Source organism: Arthrobacter terricola (assembly GCF_004354015.1).
GTDB lineage: Bacteria > Actinomycetota > Actinomycetes > Actinomycetales > Micrococcaceae > Arthrobacter > Arthrobacter terricola.
On sequence record NZ_SMRU01000021.1, the window covers coordinates 1 to 15,048 of the forward strand.

15 protein-coding genes and 2 pseudogenes are annotated in these 15,048 nt (G+C 62.1%); 9 read left to right on the forward strand and 8 right to left on the reverse strand.

What is annotated here, in order from left to right:
* Positions 1-550: 550 nt before the first annotated feature.
* From E1809_RS27995 to E1809_RS16915, 3 genes and pseudogenes are all read left to right on the forward strand, one after another.
* A pseudogene (locus tag E1809_RS27995) lies at positions 551-1,018 on the forward strand (GGDEF domain-containing protein); the annotation flags it as partial.
* A 13-nt stretch (positions 1,019-1,031) separates the two neighbouring features.
* A pseudogene (locus E1809_RS28000) lies at positions 1,032-1,103 on the forward strand (hypothetical protein); the annotation flags it as partial.
* Complete coding sequence (locus tag E1809_RS16915) at positions 1,100-1,369, forward strand: hypothetical protein (RefSeq protein ID WP_133205414.1); 270 nt, start codon at positions 1,100-1,102, stop codon at positions 1,367-1,369. The pseudogene E1809_RS28000 and the gene E1809_RS16915, both read left to right, overlap by 4 nt.
* Before the next feature lie 49 nt (positions 1,370-1,418).
* Here the strand turns inward: E1809_RS16915 and E1809_RS16920 are convergent, their stop codons facing one another.
* Positions 1,419-1,616 carry a YegP family protein gene (locus E1809_RS16920; protein WP_133205415.1) on the reverse strand — a complete coding sequence of 66 codons (198 nt, stop codon included), beginning with the start codon at positions 1,614-1,616 and terminating at the stop codon, positions 1,419-1,421.
* A 135-nt stretch (positions 1,617-1,751) separates the two neighbouring features.
* Complete coding sequence (locus tag E1809_RS27095) at positions 1,752-1,997, reverse strand: hypothetical protein (protein WP_133205416.1); 246 nt, start codon at positions 1,995-1,997, stop codon at positions 1,752-1,754.
* A 35-nt stretch (positions 1,998-2,032) separates the two neighbouring features.
* Between E1809_RS27095 and E1809_RS16930 the strand changes: the two genes are divergently transcribed.
* Positions 2,033-2,281, forward strand: a complete 249-nt coding sequence (locus E1809_RS16930; protein WP_133205417.1) for a hypothetical protein — start codon at positions 2,033-2,035, stop codon at positions 2,279-2,281.
* Here E1809_RS16930 and E1809_RS16935 read toward each other — a convergent pair.
* Together E1809_RS16935 and E1809_RS16940 are read right to left on the reverse strand one after the other, a co-directional pair.
* Complete coding sequence (locus E1809_RS16935; RefSeq protein ID WP_133205418.1) at positions 2,267-3,124, reverse strand: aminoglycoside phosphotransferase family protein; 858 nt, start codon at positions 3,122-3,124, stop codon at positions 2,267-2,269. The genes E1809_RS16930 and E1809_RS16935 overlap by 15 nt on opposite strands.
* Positions 3,125-3,775 carry a GNAT family N-acetyltransferase gene (locus E1809_RS16940; protein WP_133205419.1) on the reverse strand — a complete coding sequence of 217 codons (651 nt, stop codon included), beginning with the start codon at positions 3,773-3,775 and terminating at the stop codon, positions 3,125-3,127.
* Positions 3,776-3,816: 41 nt separating this feature from the next.
* Here E1809_RS16940 and E1809_RS26755 point away from each other — a divergent pair, with 41 nt between their 5' ends.
* Together E1809_RS26755 and E1809_RS16945 are read left to right on the forward strand one after the other, a co-directional pair.
* Positions 3,817-3,978, forward strand: coding sequence for a hypothetical protein (locus E1809_RS26755; RefSeq protein WP_165962353.1), 162 nt, complete (start codon positions 3,817-3,819; stop codon positions 3,976-3,978).
* Between the two features lie 56 nt (positions 3,979-4,034).
* Entirely contained in the window at positions 4,035-4,766 is a 732-nt protein-coding gene (locus E1809_RS16945; RefSeq protein WP_133205420.1) for a DUF4241 domain-containing protein, read from the forward strand.
* A gap of 57 nt (positions 4,767-4,823) precedes the next feature.
* Here E1809_RS16945 and E1809_RS16950 read toward each other — a convergent pair whose 3' ends face one another.
* Both E1809_RS16950 and E1809_RS16955 read right to left on the reverse strand, forming a co-directional pair.
* On the reverse strand, positions 4,824-5,381 hold the full coding sequence (locus E1809_RS16950; protein ID WP_133205421.1) for a putative immunity protein: 558 nt from the start codon (positions 5,379-5,381) through the stop codon (positions 4,824-4,826).
* A 93-nt stretch (positions 5,382-5,474) separates the two neighbouring features.
* Positions 5,475-5,678 (reverse strand): hypothetical protein, encoded by a 204-nt coding sequence (locus E1809_RS16955; protein WP_133205422.1) that lies wholly within the window; start codon positions 5,676-5,678, stop codon positions 5,475-5,477.
* A gap of 1,016 nt (positions 5,679-6,694) precedes the next feature.
* Here E1809_RS16955 and E1809_RS16960 point away from each other — a divergent pair.
* Together E1809_RS16960 and E1809_RS16965 are read left to right on the forward strand one after the other, a co-directional pair.
* Positions 6,695-10,993 (forward strand): RHS repeat-associated core domain-containing protein, encoded by a 4,299-nt coding sequence (locus E1809_RS16960; RefSeq protein WP_165962354.1) that lies wholly within the window; start codon positions 6,695-6,697, stop codon positions 10,991-10,993.
* Positions 10,994-11,048: 55 nt separating this feature from the next.
* Positions 11,049-11,441, forward strand: a complete 393-nt coding sequence (locus E1809_RS16965) for a hypothetical protein (protein ID WP_133205424.1) — start codon at positions 11,049-11,051, stop codon at positions 11,439-11,441.
* Between the two features lie 332 nt (positions 11,442-11,773).
* Here E1809_RS16965 and E1809_RS16970 read toward each other — a convergent pair whose 3' ends face one another.
* Complete coding sequence (locus E1809_RS16970) at positions 11,774-12,367, reverse strand: hypothetical protein (RefSeq protein ID WP_133205425.1); 594 nt, start codon at positions 12,365-12,367, stop codon at positions 11,774-11,776.
* A gap of 185 nt (positions 12,368-12,552) precedes the next feature.
* Complete coding sequence (locus tag E1809_RS16975) at positions 12,553-13,143, reverse strand: hypothetical protein (protein ID WP_133205426.1); 591 nt, start codon at positions 13,141-13,143, stop codon at positions 12,553-12,555.
* 312 nt (positions 13,144-13,455) lie between these two features.
* Between E1809_RS16975 and E1809_RS16980 the strand changes: the two genes are divergently transcribed.
* On the forward strand, positions 13,456-14,901 hold the full coding sequence (locus E1809_RS16980; RefSeq protein ID WP_133205427.1) for a hypothetical protein: 1,446 nt from the start codon (positions 13,456-13,458) through the stop codon (positions 14,899-14,901).
* Positions 14,902-15,048: the final 147 nt, after the last annotated feature.

Here is a 15,048-nt window from a genome sequence, read left to right on the forward strand (position 1 = left end):
GGGCGCGCTGTTTTACAACTCGTACCGGCGCACCGGGTCGGCGTACAGCGGGTGGTGGTGCCTGTCTCTGGGTTTCCTGATGGCCGGGAACATCGCCTACCTGCTGACCGGCACCACCCAGCAGGTCTGGGCGGACCCGCTGGGCAACGCCCTGATCGTGGCCGGTGCCTCCAGTATCTGGGCCGGGTCGCGGTCCCTGCACCTGCGCCGGACACGGGCGTGGCTGCTCCTGTCCGGTCCCGTGGTCACCGCCGTCGCCTCGGCACTGGAAAATCCGGCCTCCGATGCCTGGTCAGGAGGCGTGGTGTACTTGGCACTGATGGCAGTCGTGATGGGTCTCGCAGCCAGGGAACTGGCACTGCTCAAGCCCTCGGAGTCCAGGGCGCACCAGCCCTTGGCCGCCTCCGCCGGGCTGCTGGCCCTGTACTTCGCGGTGCGCACCTTTGTCTATGTCATGGAAGGGCCCGACGGGCCGGAGTTCACCACCTATTTCAGTTCCGCGTTCACCTCCATGCTCACCATCGTCATGCTCGTCACCGTGTCCTTCAGCATGACGGCGCTGAGCAACGAACAGCTCATCAACGCCCTCAACGACCGTGCCAGCCGGGACGGACTGACCGGGCTGCTCAACCGCACCACCTTCGAGGAACAGGCCGGGCGGGAAGTACGCCGCCAGCACGCCGCGGGATCGGTGTCAACGCTCATCATCGCCGACCTGGACCACTTCAAGGCCATCAACGACACCCACGGCCACGCCGCCGGGGACGCGGCGATTCAGGCATTCGCCGACGCGTGCAGTGCCTCGATCCGGCACACGGACCTTGCCGGCCGGTACGGCGGGGAAGAATTCATCATCCTGCTCCCCGGCGCGCACCAGGAAAGCGCCTGGATCATCGCCGAGACCATCAATAGCCACCTCGCAGCGGCCAAGCCCCCGCAGGGTGTCACTTTCCCGACCGTGAGCTACGGCATCGCCACAAGTTCCACCGCCGGCGGCGACCTCGCACCGATGGTGGAAGCCGCAGACCGGGCGCTGTACGAGGCGAAAAGCCTGGGCCGGAACCGCATCGTCACCGCGAAACCCGGAAACTAGCTCCGCATGATGATCATCCCGACAGGGGCAGACGACCCGGGCGCCGACGTGCAGGTCCGTTTCGACTCCCGCGCGCAGCCCCTTGCGGTCCGCTACGAAGGCTCAATCTGGATGATCGAGCCCGGTTCCGCAACAAGTCTTCCGGACGCCCTGGGTGAACCGCCCGGCTGGCGTGTCCGGGCACGCAACAGCGCAACACACGAGCTTCGGACCATGGACCTTCTCCCCGGTCACGGTTCAGGTTCACGGCGTCTCGTCTTCACCGGTGACGGATAGAGGACGGTGCGCGCAGTGGCGGCCCGGTGACATTCAGACGAGGACCGCGCTACGCTGCGGTCCTGGATTTGCTGGAATGATCCACGACGATTCCCGTCGCTGCGTTCTCGCGGACCGCGTTGATGCCGTCGACCACTGCCTTCAGGTGATTGAACTTCGGTGATTCGGCAACGAGCGAGCCGTCGGCCGCCGTCAACCGGAAATAGTAGTCAGTGCCGTCCTGCAGAACTTCGAAACGTCCAGCCATCTTTGATGTCCCCCTCAATATGCAGCCTGGCACCGCCAGCGCGCCGTTGCACTGTGGTCTGCCTCACTTCGTCAGTCCATCTTACCCTCAGGCCAAGGAACACGTCGCGTCGGCGCAGCCCACGCCGGCATGAGGTCACCGCCCGAAGCCGGAAAGCAACCCCTGGACCAGCGGCGACGTCAGGGCCACATGACCGGGAAGGCGCCGGACGACGGCTGCCACCTCGACCCGGTCGACGCCGACGCGCTGCCCGCTGAGGTGAACGTCAATCGTCACCCCGCCCTTTCCGCCACCCGGGCAATCCTGCACGGAACGGGAATGATCCTCTTCGGCTTCACGGTTCCATGCACGAAACAAGCGTCCTGTAGCTTGGATTCCCATAAGTGGAGGCTAGGCAACGACGTTTAGGGGGCGTGATGACCCGAGCCGCACATGTTACCGAGTGCTACGGCCTGACCGGAGTCGCCTACCTGGTCCAGTGTGGAGACCGGGCCCGGGAGGGTCTCTTCATCTCGCTTGAGGCTGCGATGGCCTTTGCCCGGAAGCACAACGACAAGCATTACCATGGTAAATCCCCGGTCCTCCATGGCTGGCCGGGTGTGGACACCGGAAAAACGCAACGCGATGCTGCCCACACCGTGGTCATGTATTCACCGCGCGAGTGACAGTGACTCGGCCATCCAGGCTAGCTCTGCGGCCAGCCCGGCGTTTCCCTCTATGGCTTCGTGTAAGGCCGAGCTGACTGCCCGCGCCTGGCACAGCCGCTCCGCGAGATCCAGCGGGACTGCGGCCACGTCGGAGAAATGTTCCAGCCGTCGGCGTAATTCGCGAGGACCGTCGGCTATCAACTCCCCCAGCCGGTCCCGTTCAACGATCACCGTATGGCTTTCGTACGCGATAGTGCCTACGCGCGGCGCAGGATCAATGACCCGCCAGAAGCCGTCACGGTCCCGATGAACATTGCGGGAATGCAGATCACCGTGAGTCAGTGTGGTGGCCGGATCAGTGCCGAGGTCGGTAATCGCCTCGAGTGCAGCGCCAATCGCTCGCTCGGAAACCACGCGCGGAGCGCGATGCAGCAAACCCTCGAGATGGACCAGCCACCCATCAGATGCCAGACGCTCAATCTGAATGGCGTCTTTTTTCCGCGACGGATCCGGTACGGCCAGGCGTCGTGCGAGATCGGCCTGGATTGTGATGGACCGGTCCGGTGGCATACCGGCCAATGAGTCGGATGTCAGCCGTTCCAGCAACAGCGCGCCGAGCTCGTCATGATGGTCAAGATAGCGTACCGATACCGAGGGAGGAAAAGCTTGCAAAGCAAGTGCCTCGCGGGCAGCCTCGGCCCGCGGGAGCAGCTTTAGCATCAACTCCTGATCTCCACGGCGGACAGGCAGCACTTCCGACATGCCGCCTCTGAGTGCTTCTCCGTCCGGCTGGCATCCCCACTCCTCCAATGCATGGGCCAGCCGGGAAGCCAGAGACTCCATCTTGCGGTGGTTGCCCACTTAGACGCCTAGAAATTCGTTGGCTGCCACAGCGCCGTCGACGCCCAGGGTCCAGTCCGGACGTCGTAACTCATCGGCAGTGAGCCGCATCAGCAGTTCGCGTTCGACGACGCCGGGTCGGGTGGTAACGCGTTTCTCGCCGTTCGGAAGGTACCCGAGACGACGGCTCACACCGAGGGAACCGTGGTTCCAGTCCACGGCGCCGGTCACCGCGCACTCGGCGTCAAGCCAATCGAAAGCCCAGAGAAGGACGGCGGTGCGCATCTCGGTACCGAACCCCTGGCCCTGAGCGCTTCGGCGGAGCCACGAACCGGTCCCAACCGTCCGAAGTGTTACGAAGTCTGTCGCACCCACGTCCTGGGTCCCAAGAAATTGTCCCTCGTGAGTCCAGACGCCGAAGTTGATGTTCCATTCAGCACGCGTGCACGCCGCGCGTTGCTGCCACACATAGCGTGCCAGGTTCCCGGGAAGTTCTTCGACCGGCGCATCAGTCCACGGGGCAGCGAAAGGGCTGCGGTCAGGGTCATGAATGCCCGATGCCGCCGCCTCGATGCAGGAGGGAATGTCCTCATCGTGGAGTGGGCGCAGCATGAGCCGCGGGGTTGAGAGCCGAAGGCGGAAAAGAGGCCACACGTCCTCAAGCATCGTCATGACGCCACGCTACCTGAGGCAAGACCGATTAGGATTTTGGCGTGCGAGTAGAACTTTCCTTCCAGCTGCCTGACGGCACGTCCGGTGAAGTTTCTGCGACGGCGGCGACGTATGAAGAAGCGTATCCGGCTGCACGGGCGAAGCTCCCGGACGGGGCTGCAGCCATTGTCATTCGCACAGATAACTACGGCCCCGGTAACTAATCCCTGACAGCGGTGTCGGAAATTGTTTTCAGCGTTTCGCAGGGGAAGATGGCTGAATGGATATTGCCGATCACTACGCCATGCGGACAGGGTCCGCGCCCTTGGAGTCCGGATTGCTGGGCAAATTGACCGTGACGGATCTCGGCATGGTTCGAATTCCGTCAGGGCAACTTGGCGCGTGTGACCCGTTTGTGAACCTGGACGACCCGGTCGTCTTCCGGATTCCTCCGGGCGATTATCCCGTTTACGTCACCGTGGCTGACGTATCCGAACAGCAAGATGGTTCCCATATGCGGGAGGCCTACCTTTCCCTGGTCATGTCCGACGCAACGGCAACCCGGGTTGAAGCAGCACCAGGCCTGGATGGTCCGCCTCCGGAGGGAGAGTTCTTCGGTGCCAGCGTCGATGCCGGAACGGTTGCTTTCGTCGATGCGGACTCGGTCAACATGAGCATGCCCGAGGACCCCCGCAAGTGGTACGACGATGTCTTTGACCCGCATGACGATCCGCGTTCCTGGTTTGCAATCATGGACGCGGATGAGCCTCTCCCGGCGGGTACGGCGAATCTGGTGATGCCGCGGTCAAACGCAGGAGAGAACGTTGTGCTGGCGCATTCGGGGTGGGGCGACGGGTTTTATCCGGTTCTCCAAACGAAGGATGCCGAGGGCGAAGTCACAGCCATCCACATTGACTTCGGAGTCGTCGGGAAATTCGAGGACGAGCCCAACGCAGGGACCGCTATGACGCCTGCGCCTCCAGCGAATTCCAATCAACCATCCAGCAACTGACTTCCGAGGCTGCCCGGTCGATACGGCTCCGGCCTGGAGCCAACCGCCAGCCAGGGTTCAACTGGAGGAGGCCGGCGGGTCCGGGATCGTCAGGTCGGCCTGGATGGCCCGGATAGCCGCGGCGAGAACTCCGGCTGCAAGCAGTCCTGGCCCCAGCGGACCGGCCCGATCCGTACCGAGGGGTGGCAGGAGCCGAAGCGCGGACCGGGCTGCGGCCGTCATGTGCTCAAGCTGCCAGCGGATCTCGTCATCGACCGCCCCGGGCCGGTCCGGCTCCGCCAGCCCGGCGGCTTTCGCGGCATACGCGGCTGCACCCAGGGCGTGTGCGCCCATGTGCGCAACGGCGGCGGCTTGCGCCGCGGCGTGCGCGGCCGCCACCGCGGCAGGAGTTTTCACATCGCGTGCTGCACGTCCGGCGACAAACCGGCGGCGGATCTCCTCGGCCGCACTGAGCTCACCGCGGGCGAAGGCCCGGGCCCTGGTGATCGCGCCGCGGGGGCGGGCGTCTGCCGGAGCCTCTGCCTCAAAGAAGCCAACAACCCGCTCGGCACAGTCCGCGGCCCAAGCCGCCACGACGCGCCGATCGGCCACACTCAGCGTCTGTGGAGAAGGCATGCCAGTACGTTCCCATTAAGCAGTCCGCTGACGGTAGCATCACGGGTCACACCGCAACCATGGACGGCCGCCGCGACGCCCGGTCACCGGCTGCTAGCGAGGAAGTCGGGCTGCGTTCCTGGCGGCTTCGACGATCGCCTGGAGTTGCGCGCGGTCGAGGTAGTCCTTCCCCGGCTGGCGGATCACCCGGCCCAGGTACGGGTCCCGCTGTTCGAGCTCTTTGTGGGCCAGCCGCAGCGTTGTGTAGCCTGCGCTCTTTTCGGCCTCTTCCTTGATCGGGCACCACAGGATCAACACGACGACAACAAGCCCCGCAACAGCACTCGGCTGACGTTTATCGTCAGTCCAAGCAGGCACATCAGGACGGCGACCGTCGTGGCACGGATCCGGACCCGCCAAAGGACGTAGGCCGTGGGGCCGGCAAGCAATGGCGTCTGTGGCCTGAACCGTGGCCACTCCTCATCAGTGCTCAACGTGTAGTCCAAGCGGAACAGCACATGCCCGCTCCCCCTCAGCGCCGCAGAGCCAGTGAGACGACAAATATTGTGGCTGCAGCCAGCACCCCAAGTCCGACATAGGCAAGTTTCTGCCGAAACCGCTTCCGACGCTCACGCCGTTCATCCCGGGCCAGATACCCCGCACTGTAGTTCCCCATGCCCGGATGATAGCCGAGCCGGCTTGCGTTTCACCCACAGGGTTCGGCCAATACCCCGTCACATATTTGCCGCCCGATGAGACCAAGCATGACCCGTGATTGCCGGAAAATGACATGCGAGGTGGAGTCAAACTCTTCCGCTGGACGATATTTTGTTTTCGTCAAGTTGATTCGCTGCCAATTGTCATGCGCCCCGACGCTCCGTCAAGAACCTAGCATTTCGTATGTCAATTTGATATTTGGCTCGAATGCCCCATCCCTCACCCTGAAAAATCGAGTACTCCGAGCTCTTGCCATGGGGGATCCAAGGTTTCACTATCACCTTGGACCCACTGTTGGGTCCGGTCTCTACTGGGGTAAACCGAATGTCTGGGGAGTCAGCATGCGTGCTGTTCGGTTGGTTCTTTGCGGTCTTCTGAGCCTTGCCTTGATGCTCGCAGGGTTCACCCCACCAGTGCTTGCCGCTATATCCCGGTCACTCGCTGCGCCCCCTCAAGCTGTCGCACAATCTGCGGCCCGAACCTTGCCGGAGGTGATCGCTCCCCCGTCGGTCCTGCCGCCCAGGGCGCTACCCGCCGCGCCTGCGAGCATCAGCAAATTGTTCAGCCTTGCCTCCGCCCCGCGAACGCAAGGCGATGTGTTCAAAGGCGCCGTCCCGATGACTTCCAGCGGGTGGTCGGTATCGCTGGCCATGACGGTGGGAACGACAGTCTCACTGACGGCAACGGTAAACCAGCCTCTGGATGGCACCGGACAATGGCTGGAGATTTTCGACATGAGCTCAACCGGCACCATGAACTATCTGAACTACTGCAACACCGGCACGACCTGCTCATCCACGACCATCCCGGCAGAGAATCAGAGCACGTACATCGCAGTCGTAGGCAACACCATCACGAACAGCTATGCCGAATATGCGCCGTCTTCTGCAAGCGCTTGGTCAAATCAAGTGACGCCGCCGGCGTGGACGATAACCCTTACTGCCAACATCACCACAAGCATCGGCCTGACCGCCACGTCCAATTACGCGGCGACCGGAACAACGTACCTTGAGATCTTCGATACCGCCAAACCACAAACGGGTGGAATAACCTATCTGAACTTCTGCAATTCGGGAACGACCTGCACTGCTACGACCGTCCCGCAGGAAAAAGGGGCCAGCTACATCGCGGTCGTCACGCATGGCTCCACCAATACATATCCTCCTTCGTCGATCATCGCGACATCGAGTCCCGTCACGCCACCACCGTGGACGATCACCCTCACAGCGAGCGGAACCACGGTGACTGCCACTACGAACTACGCGGCGGGATACAACGTGTACGTGGAAATTTTCGATATTTCGAAGCCACAGACCTACATCACATACATCCAGTTCTGCTCATCCGGGGCGGTCTGCACCGGGACCACGTCATCGCCGTCACATCAGTTCATCGCCACGGTGGGAAACATCAGCAACTACTACCCGCCAAGCAGCATCATCGCGTTGTCGAACCAGGTGAGCACGTCCGGCCCAACCGCTCCGTACGAAACGGTAGGTGGTTCCAATCCGGCTGAGGTCTATTGCCCCCAGTGTGCAGCCGGTGATCCGGTGAACACTTCGAACGGGGAATTCTACGAAAACACCACGGATGTCTCCATAGCCGGTCGCGGCCCGGGCCTGACGGTCTCCCGGACGTATTCGTCCCAACGGGCATCCTTTGACGGCCCTCTGGGGTTCGGCTGGTCATTCAACTACAGCATGTCCTTGGCCCTGAATTCCTCCGGAACGGTCGACATCCATCAGGAGAACGGGTCAATGGTGACCTTCACCCCGGACGCCGGTGGTCTCTACCACGCCCCGGCGAGAGTCGTAGCCGCCCTTGTCCACAATGCCGACGGGACATGGACCTACACCCGCCGCGCTAAAGACATTTTCACTTTCACGTCGTCTGGGCAGTTGAGCTCTCTCAGTGACCTGAACGGTAACGCCACAACCCTGGCCCGCAACGCGTCCGGGCAACTCACGACAGCGACGGACAGTGCAGGCCGGACCCTGACGTTCGCCTACAACGCCGGCGGCAGAATCGCCACCATCGCCGACCCTGCAGGAAGGGTCTTCGCCTACGGATACGACAGCGCCGGAAGACTGACCTCGTACACCGCCCCCGGCGGAGCCGTCACTGGGTACGGCTACGACGCCTCCAATCTCATCACCTCTGTCACCGACCCCCGCGGCACAGCCACAGTCAACACCTACGACCAGGCACAGCGGGTCACCAAACAAACAACACCAGCCGGTGACCTGCTCATTTCCTACGGGGTTGACGGCTCCGATGCCCAGACAACCATCACCTCCCCCGGTGGCCGGATCACCAAGGAAACCTACCGCTCAGGGCAGATGATCAAGCGAATCACCGGCGCAGGAAGCCCTCAGGAGTCGACGTGGCTTTACGCGTATGACCAAAACACTTTCGGAGCCACCAGCGCGACCGACCCGCTCGGGCATGTCTCCTCGGCGACATATGACAGTGTCGGGAACCGGCTCACCGCCACAGACCCCGCCAACCACCAGCAATCCTGGACCTACAACACGTTGAACCAGGTCACAACCGCCACCGACGCCGCGGGGACCGTCACCACCTACAGCTACGACACCTCCGGCAACCCGTTGAGCGTCTCCACCCCGCTGACGGGCACCTCCCAGACAGCGACCACCAGCTACGCCCACACCGACAGCTCCCACCCCGGGGACATCACCGCCATCACCGGCCCGGACGGGCACACCACCACCCTCACCCACACCACCACCGGCGCCCTGGCCTCAAGCACGGACCCTCTGGGGAACACTACCTCCTTCACCTACGACGCCCTCGGCCGCCGCCTGACCAGCGTCAGTCCCCCTGGCAACACCACCGCGAACAGCTACGACACCGCCGGGCACCTGACCACGGTCACCGACCCGCTCAACCACACCACCACCTACAGCTACGACGCCGACGGGAACCGCACCGCCCTGACCGACGCCAACGGGAACACCACCGTCACCGCCTACGACACCGTCAACCGCCCCACGACCGTGACCAACCCCGACAACACCGTCACCACCACCGCCTATGACGCCGACGGCAACCGCACAAGCACCACCGACGCTCTCGGGCACGCCACCACCTACACTTATGACGCGTTGAACATGCTGACGTCCTCGACGGACCCGCTTAACAGAACCACGAGCTACGCCTACGATTCCGCGGGGCACCCGGTCACGGTGACCGATCCTGCGGGGCGCACCACAACCAACACCTTTGACGTGGCAGGGAACCGGACAGGCACCAGCTACTCCGGCGGCGCCACCCCGAGCGCGACATTCACCTACACAGCCACAGGTAAAACCGCCACGATGACCGACGGCACCGGCACCACCACCAACACCTACGACGCCCTCGGTAGACTCACTGCCTCCACCAACGGCGCCGGTCAAGCCACCGGATACAGCTACGACCTCTCCGGACACCTCACCGCCTTGGCCTACCCCAACGGGCAAACCGTCAACCGCGCCTACGACGCCGCTGGGCACCTCACCGGGATCACGGACTGGTCCGGGCACACCACTACCTTCACCCCGGACGCGGACGGCAACGCCGTCTCCACCACCTATGGCAACGGCGTCACGGCAGCGGCCACCTTCGACGCCTCCGGCCAGCTCAGCGCCATCACCGACACCGGTCCGGGCAGCACCGCACTGGCATCCTTCACCTACACACGGAACAACGTCGGCGCTCTGGCATCGTCGACAATCACCGGAATCACCCAGCCCGCCGAAACCTACAGCTACACAAGTCGCGACCAGCTGGCTGCCGTCAACACCAGTACCTACAGCTACGATTCCGCCGGCAACGCCACCGCGCTGGCCTCCGGGGCGACCCTGGCCTACGACGCCGCAAGCCAGGCCTCCAGCTACACGCTCTCCGGAACCATCACGGCGATAACCTACGACACCCAGGGCAACCGGCTCACCGGCCCCGCCCCCGGTGGCACGACCGCGTCCTACACCTGGGACCAGGCTAACCGGCTCACCGCGGCCAACGGCACCACCTACGCCTACAACGCAGACGGACTCCGCACCACCCGCACCCCCGCCACCGGGGCCGCCCAGCATTTCGCCTGGGACAGCCGCCCAGGAGTGCCCCTCATGCTCACCGACGGGACCACCAGCTACCTCTACGACGATGCAGGCCACCCCGTAGAGCAGATCGACGGCACCGGGGCTGCCCTGTATTACCAGCACGACCAGTACGGCTCCACGAGGCTCCTCACCGACCAGACCGGTGTCGCGGCCGCCAGCTACACCTATGACGCCAACGGCAACCTCACCGCCAAAACCGGAACCGCAGACACGGTGCTGCGCTGGAACGGCCAAACCCAGGACACTGACACCGGACTCTACTACCTCCGTGCCCGGTACTACGACCCGGCGACCGCACAGTTCCTCAGCGTCGACCCCCTGGCTTCGATAACCAAAGCCATATACACATACGCAGACAACAACCCGCTCAACAAGACCGACCCTCTCGGTCTATCGAGCAACCCGCTCAATATCTCCGACGGCGACAGCGGAGGGTCTTGTCCAAATCAGAAGCATGAAGCACCGACGATGGACCTCCTGAACAGCAAGGACAACTGCATCATGGTTCAGTCGTGCAACATCTACGGCACCCCATCCTGGGCGACGTACACTCCAAACGTGGGGCCGATCGATCCTAAAGTGGCCAATAACCCCGCGAACACTTTTGGATGCCGCCTCAACGCCGCCGCTTGGTTTCTTGGCCCGTTGGCACTGGCAAGGATACCTTCAGCAGCTCGTCACCTATCGGTCTTAGGAAAGTTACCGGAGGTCGCTCAAGGATGGACGGCTACAGGGGACACTATTACAGTCAGCGGAATTGTGGGCGGTGGGCTGTGTTCCATCGGACAATGAACGACTGGAACAGTGACCCAAGTCGGGATCTGCTGAAATTCGAGGGGCAGGTTAAATGGTCCAGATAGAACACGTGAAGCAGCGCCGCGCTACCGCATCTGTGATGGTTGCACTCTCCATCGCCGGCATAGCAATCCTAATAGCAACTGGCATTCACCCCAGCTCCGCGGTAGACGGTTTCCTCGTGCTGACCCTGAGCACTTTTGGGATCATCTCGATCTTCCGAGCCTGGCAGCTGGGGACAAGACCTGGACGCGTCTACGTGCCGACGCTGAAGCCTTGGAAGCGAATCCTATTAGTCATCCTTCTTCTAATATCCGGAGGGATCGCGGGGTATCTCTATTTCTCCTACCACGGGTCACTGATTCTGGCTGTATTCCTCTTCTTCGCTGCCAATCTCCTTCTAATGCTTCTCTTCGATTTTGTCGCGAAAACGCCCACCGGGTAACTCGAGCGGCGGGATGGGCTTGACCGCAGTCCGTAGAGGTGTGAATGACGTACGTGTTCAGGGGCGGGTTTGAGATCCCCGGACGGTTCAGGATCCAGGGACCGTGGGTCATCCTCACCATGAGCGCCTCGCACCTTGAGTTTCGACCCCTGACTGACCACCTAATTGCCCGTCTTTCACCACTCAGCGGTTTGCGTGGCGGCGACTATCGCCCGGGTCTCCGACCGATCTCACGTCCTGGACGGGCTCACAGTCCGTTCTCTCGTCCCAAGTCCACCATGATGGCTTAAGGGGACGGTTCATCATCGGACCCGGGCAGGGTGATGACAGCATCAGTCGTCGGCGGCCGTCAATGCTGCCAAGACGAGCTGCCGGTATTTGCAGGGGCTGTTGCCGTGAACCCGGCCGTTCGCTGCCGAGTAATGCGGCACAGCGACCGAACGGACCCTGGCAAGGCCGAGACCGTCCGACAAGACCGGGGCATGGTCGGTAAACGCCTTGGCGGTCTTCGTTCCGATCAAGATGAACAGCGGGTCCGCCGCCTCCAGGGTCTGCAGCTGATCCACCAGCACCGCAACGTCGCGGCGGATGGTCCCGCCGCTCAGATCCAGTGTGGCCGACTTCGAGTTGACCTCGCTAAGCAGGTCTGTCATGTACGCGCCCCAGTGCACGGTGTCCCGGAAAGCCTCGGCCAGGAAATGATCGTTGTGTCCTCCCGCCGTATGGAAGTTGTGCCACGGCCGTCGCACGACCTTCGGTGCTCCGGGGTTGAGCCCGAGGACCACCGAGCGGGCATGAAGGATGCCGTCGAGGTCGTTCGTGGGGAACGAGATGTCGCTCGTCCGCTCATATGACACGGACGGCGGCCACACCGCCCACGAAGCCGTCATCTCGTACCGGGCCATCGTCTCCAACAGCGAAGTCATGGCGCCAGTATCGCAGCTGTACGCCGCGTCCTTGCCGCTCCGGCGCATCAGGCAAGGGGTGTGTCCGTCACCGGGTAGCCAAGCTCCTGCAGGCAGGCAAGCACCGTGGCCGGTTCGCGGGATAAGAAATACGAGTTTCGCCCGGAACGATCTATTGCGATGGGCCGGCGCCCGGGATGCAGAACTTACCGGCGCCACCCCAAAGCGTCTCTGAGAGCCGCGTCGTAGGCGTGGGGATCACTGTACGTATTCAGGCTTACGACGACATGGTGCTCGGAACGAGATTGCCTGAATTCGCCGCCTACGGGAAGTTGAGTCACCCGCAGTGATACCTCACGAGCGCGCCGCCACTTCAGGAGTGCTGGGCGCGCCTCGCTCAGGATCTGGAACTGGACGCGATTAAGGATTCTTTCCCGGCGGAGTTCAGCTGCCTCACGCTTCCGTTCACTGCTGTAGGCAAGGGCGGCTGTCTCCACCTGGGACATGAGCTGCCCAAGGACAGGAAACCGGGAGGGTACTGGCTGTCCTGAAGAGTCGAAGGCCGCTCCCGGACGGTGGCGTTCTTCGTCCATCATCAGCTCGCCCCACCACCTGTCCCATTCGGCGGACGCCTCGTCGATGTCGACAAGGACACCCACCTTGCTGGTCGACACACGCGGTGATAGCGGAGGGATTTCTGGGGCTACCGGCAGGCCGGCAACATCCCGCAGGTAGAGTGCGAGGACAGCAGGTTGTGGCTCGCTTACGGTGATCGTCGGCTCGCGTGAGTTCCCCATGGGGGCAGTATAGGCCGGTGGAGCACGGCGGGAGAATGCTTCCGCCGCTTGCCGCCAGCCACCCCAATAGGCCCTTGTTATGCTCTTGAACTTGGGCAGCTCTGAAGCCAGAGGTTCGACGTTTGAGCCGGCAATCGTGCGAGGTTTGGGGCGACCTCCGGTCGTAAAATCGTCACACGCCGGCGTCAACTAGGCGGTCATTACGCTCACAAAGAGTGTTGGTGATGCAGCGGGTCCTCCAACCTAAGGACACCTTCGTGCGCCAAAATGGATTGGCACAATACTTTCGATCAATCTGAACTGGGGGTCAGCTTGAACTGGGAGCAGGCCCGAAGAATTCGGTACGGGGAATTTGAGAGCGCGGTCCGGCAGTACGAGCCGATCGGTTTGCTCCGGGACATCGCCGGAAGGTCTTCCCAGACACAAGAATTCCTTGGTTTCTCCGAGTCCTGGGGAAGGCTGGCCCCTTGGACGCTCAGCGGTCTTGCCAGGGCAAGCATCATGACGTCCAACAGGAACCGGAGCAAACTGATCGATGAACGCGGCTTCTGGCGGATAGCCGCGTTGTTTGAGCAGATCGAGACGACGCCAAGTGATCGTTTCGAATTGGTGCCCTTCCTGCTCGGGAAAGCCCACGAACAGTCCCCGTACCAATTCTCAGCCAAAGAGAACCTCATCCGGACAATCCTGCTTTTGGAAACCAAAATCTCCTATAAGGAGGCCAAATCAGCAGGCGATTGGGCCGAACTCCTCCATGTTCCCCTGGAGGACGCGGCGGTTTCAACGCTGGCGGTGCACGCGGTAGCTCGTGAAAACGGCGGCGTATTCAACCGAGAGGTGATCCGGCAGTTGTATTCGGAGAGCATCCACGATCTCGCCCCGGTTGAATCATTCATGGGCACTCTCGACAGACTGACCGCTACTCTCGATGAAGCACGGGTGGATGCACTGGCGGCACCTCAACTCAGGGATGGTTGGCGAAAGTATGGGTACAACCCACTCGTCAAGACCCCTCTAATCAATATCGGCGATGGAGTTCTCTGCGCTCCCCAAACACAATGGGTGCTACGTTCCTTTTCCCCGGAAAACCTCTACTACCTTGGGTGGAAGAAGTGGAAAGGAGACTTTGGAACTGAACTTGGGTACCGGGTCGAGGCATATACCGGGGATCAGCTCAATCACTCCGGCCAGCTGGAAGTTCTTCCCGAGATCCGATGGGGAAAAGCAAACGGCAAGCTATCAGTGGATTGGTTCCTCATAACGCCAACGGCCACGATCCTTATCGAATGTAAATCGGCCCGGACCACCTTGAATGCCAGGGCAGGAGACCCAACAGCCGTGCGCTCGATCAGCCAGAAACTCGAGGCCGGCTTCAGGCAGATCGACACCACGCACGACGAGATTATCTCAGGCAACAGCAGCTTCGCTGCAATACCGCGAGACAGGCCCATCATCGGCCTCCTGATCACCGCTGAGCCGTGCTATCTCGCAAACACCACAGACATCAGGGCCGCCTTGCCCGAGACGAAAATTCCGATACTGGCGGCCTCCCTTCCAGACATCGAACACCTGGCCACTCTTCCCGGCGAAGTCCTAGGTGACATATTCGTCAGAATCGTGAACGATCCGGAACTCATGACCTATGACTTGAGTAACTCCATCCGCCAGTTGTTCGGGGAGAACTACTTGCCACCCAGAAACGAACTCATCGATGCCGCCTACCTTAAATACGTCATGCCGGAAAGGCTGATCAAATGAGCTCCCCATTCAGCGCTGACCCCAATCCGGAGCTTTCGAATGCTAAGGGCATGGCCCAATCCGGAAAGACGAGCGCCTCGCCAACCTTGGGACGGCCCTGACGACGATTAGGAGCTGTCCTTCGCACGTGAGAGGCCTACCGGTTCT

Excerpts from the sequence above, each read along its gene's own strand:
- E1809_RS16930 (WP_133205417.1), top strand. The coding sequence starts at position 2,033 with ATGACCCGAGCCGCACATGTTACCGAGTGCTACGGCCTGACCGGAGTC.
- E1809_RS16950 (WP_133205421.1), bottom strand. The coding sequence starts at position 5,381 with ATGCCTTCTCCACAGACGCTGAGTGTGGCCGATCGGCGCGTCGTGGCG.
- E1809_RS16975 (WP_133205426.1), bottom strand. The coding sequence starts at position 13,143 with ATGGGGAACTCACGCGAGCCGACGATCACCGTAAGCGAGCCACAACCT.
- E1809_RS16960 (WP_165962354.1), top strand. The coding sequence starts at position 6,695 with ATGACTTCCAGCGGGTGGTCGGTATCGCTGGCCATGACGGTGGGAACG.
- E1809_RS16970 (WP_133205425.1), bottom strand. The coding sequence starts at position 12,367 with ATGACTTCGCTGTTGGAGACGATGGCCCGGTACGAGATGACGGCTTCG.
- E1809_RS16965 (WP_133205424.1), top strand. The coding sequence starts at position 11,049 with ATGGTCCAGATAGAACACGTGAAGCAGCGCCGCGCTACCGCATCTGTG.
- E1809_RS16920 (WP_133205415.1), bottom strand. The coding sequence starts at position 1,616 with ATGGCTGGACGTTTCGAAGTTCTGCAGGACGGCACTGACTACTATTTC.
- E1809_RS16945 (WP_133205420.1), top strand. The coding sequence starts at position 4,035 with ATGGATATTGCCGATCACTACGCCATGCGGACAGGGTCCGCGCCCTTG.
- E1809_RS27095 (WP_133205416.1), bottom strand. The coding sequence starts at position 1,997 with ATGGGAATCCAAGCTACAGGACGCTTGTTTCGTGCATGGAACCGTGAA.
- E1809_RS16915 (WP_133205414.1), top strand. The coding sequence starts at position 1,100 with ATGATGATCATCCCGACAGGGGCAGACGACCCGGGCGCCGACGTGCAG.
- E1809_RS16940 (WP_133205419.1), bottom strand. The coding sequence starts at position 3,775 with ATGACGATGCTTGAGGACGTGTGGCCTCTTTTCCGCCTTCGGCTCTCA.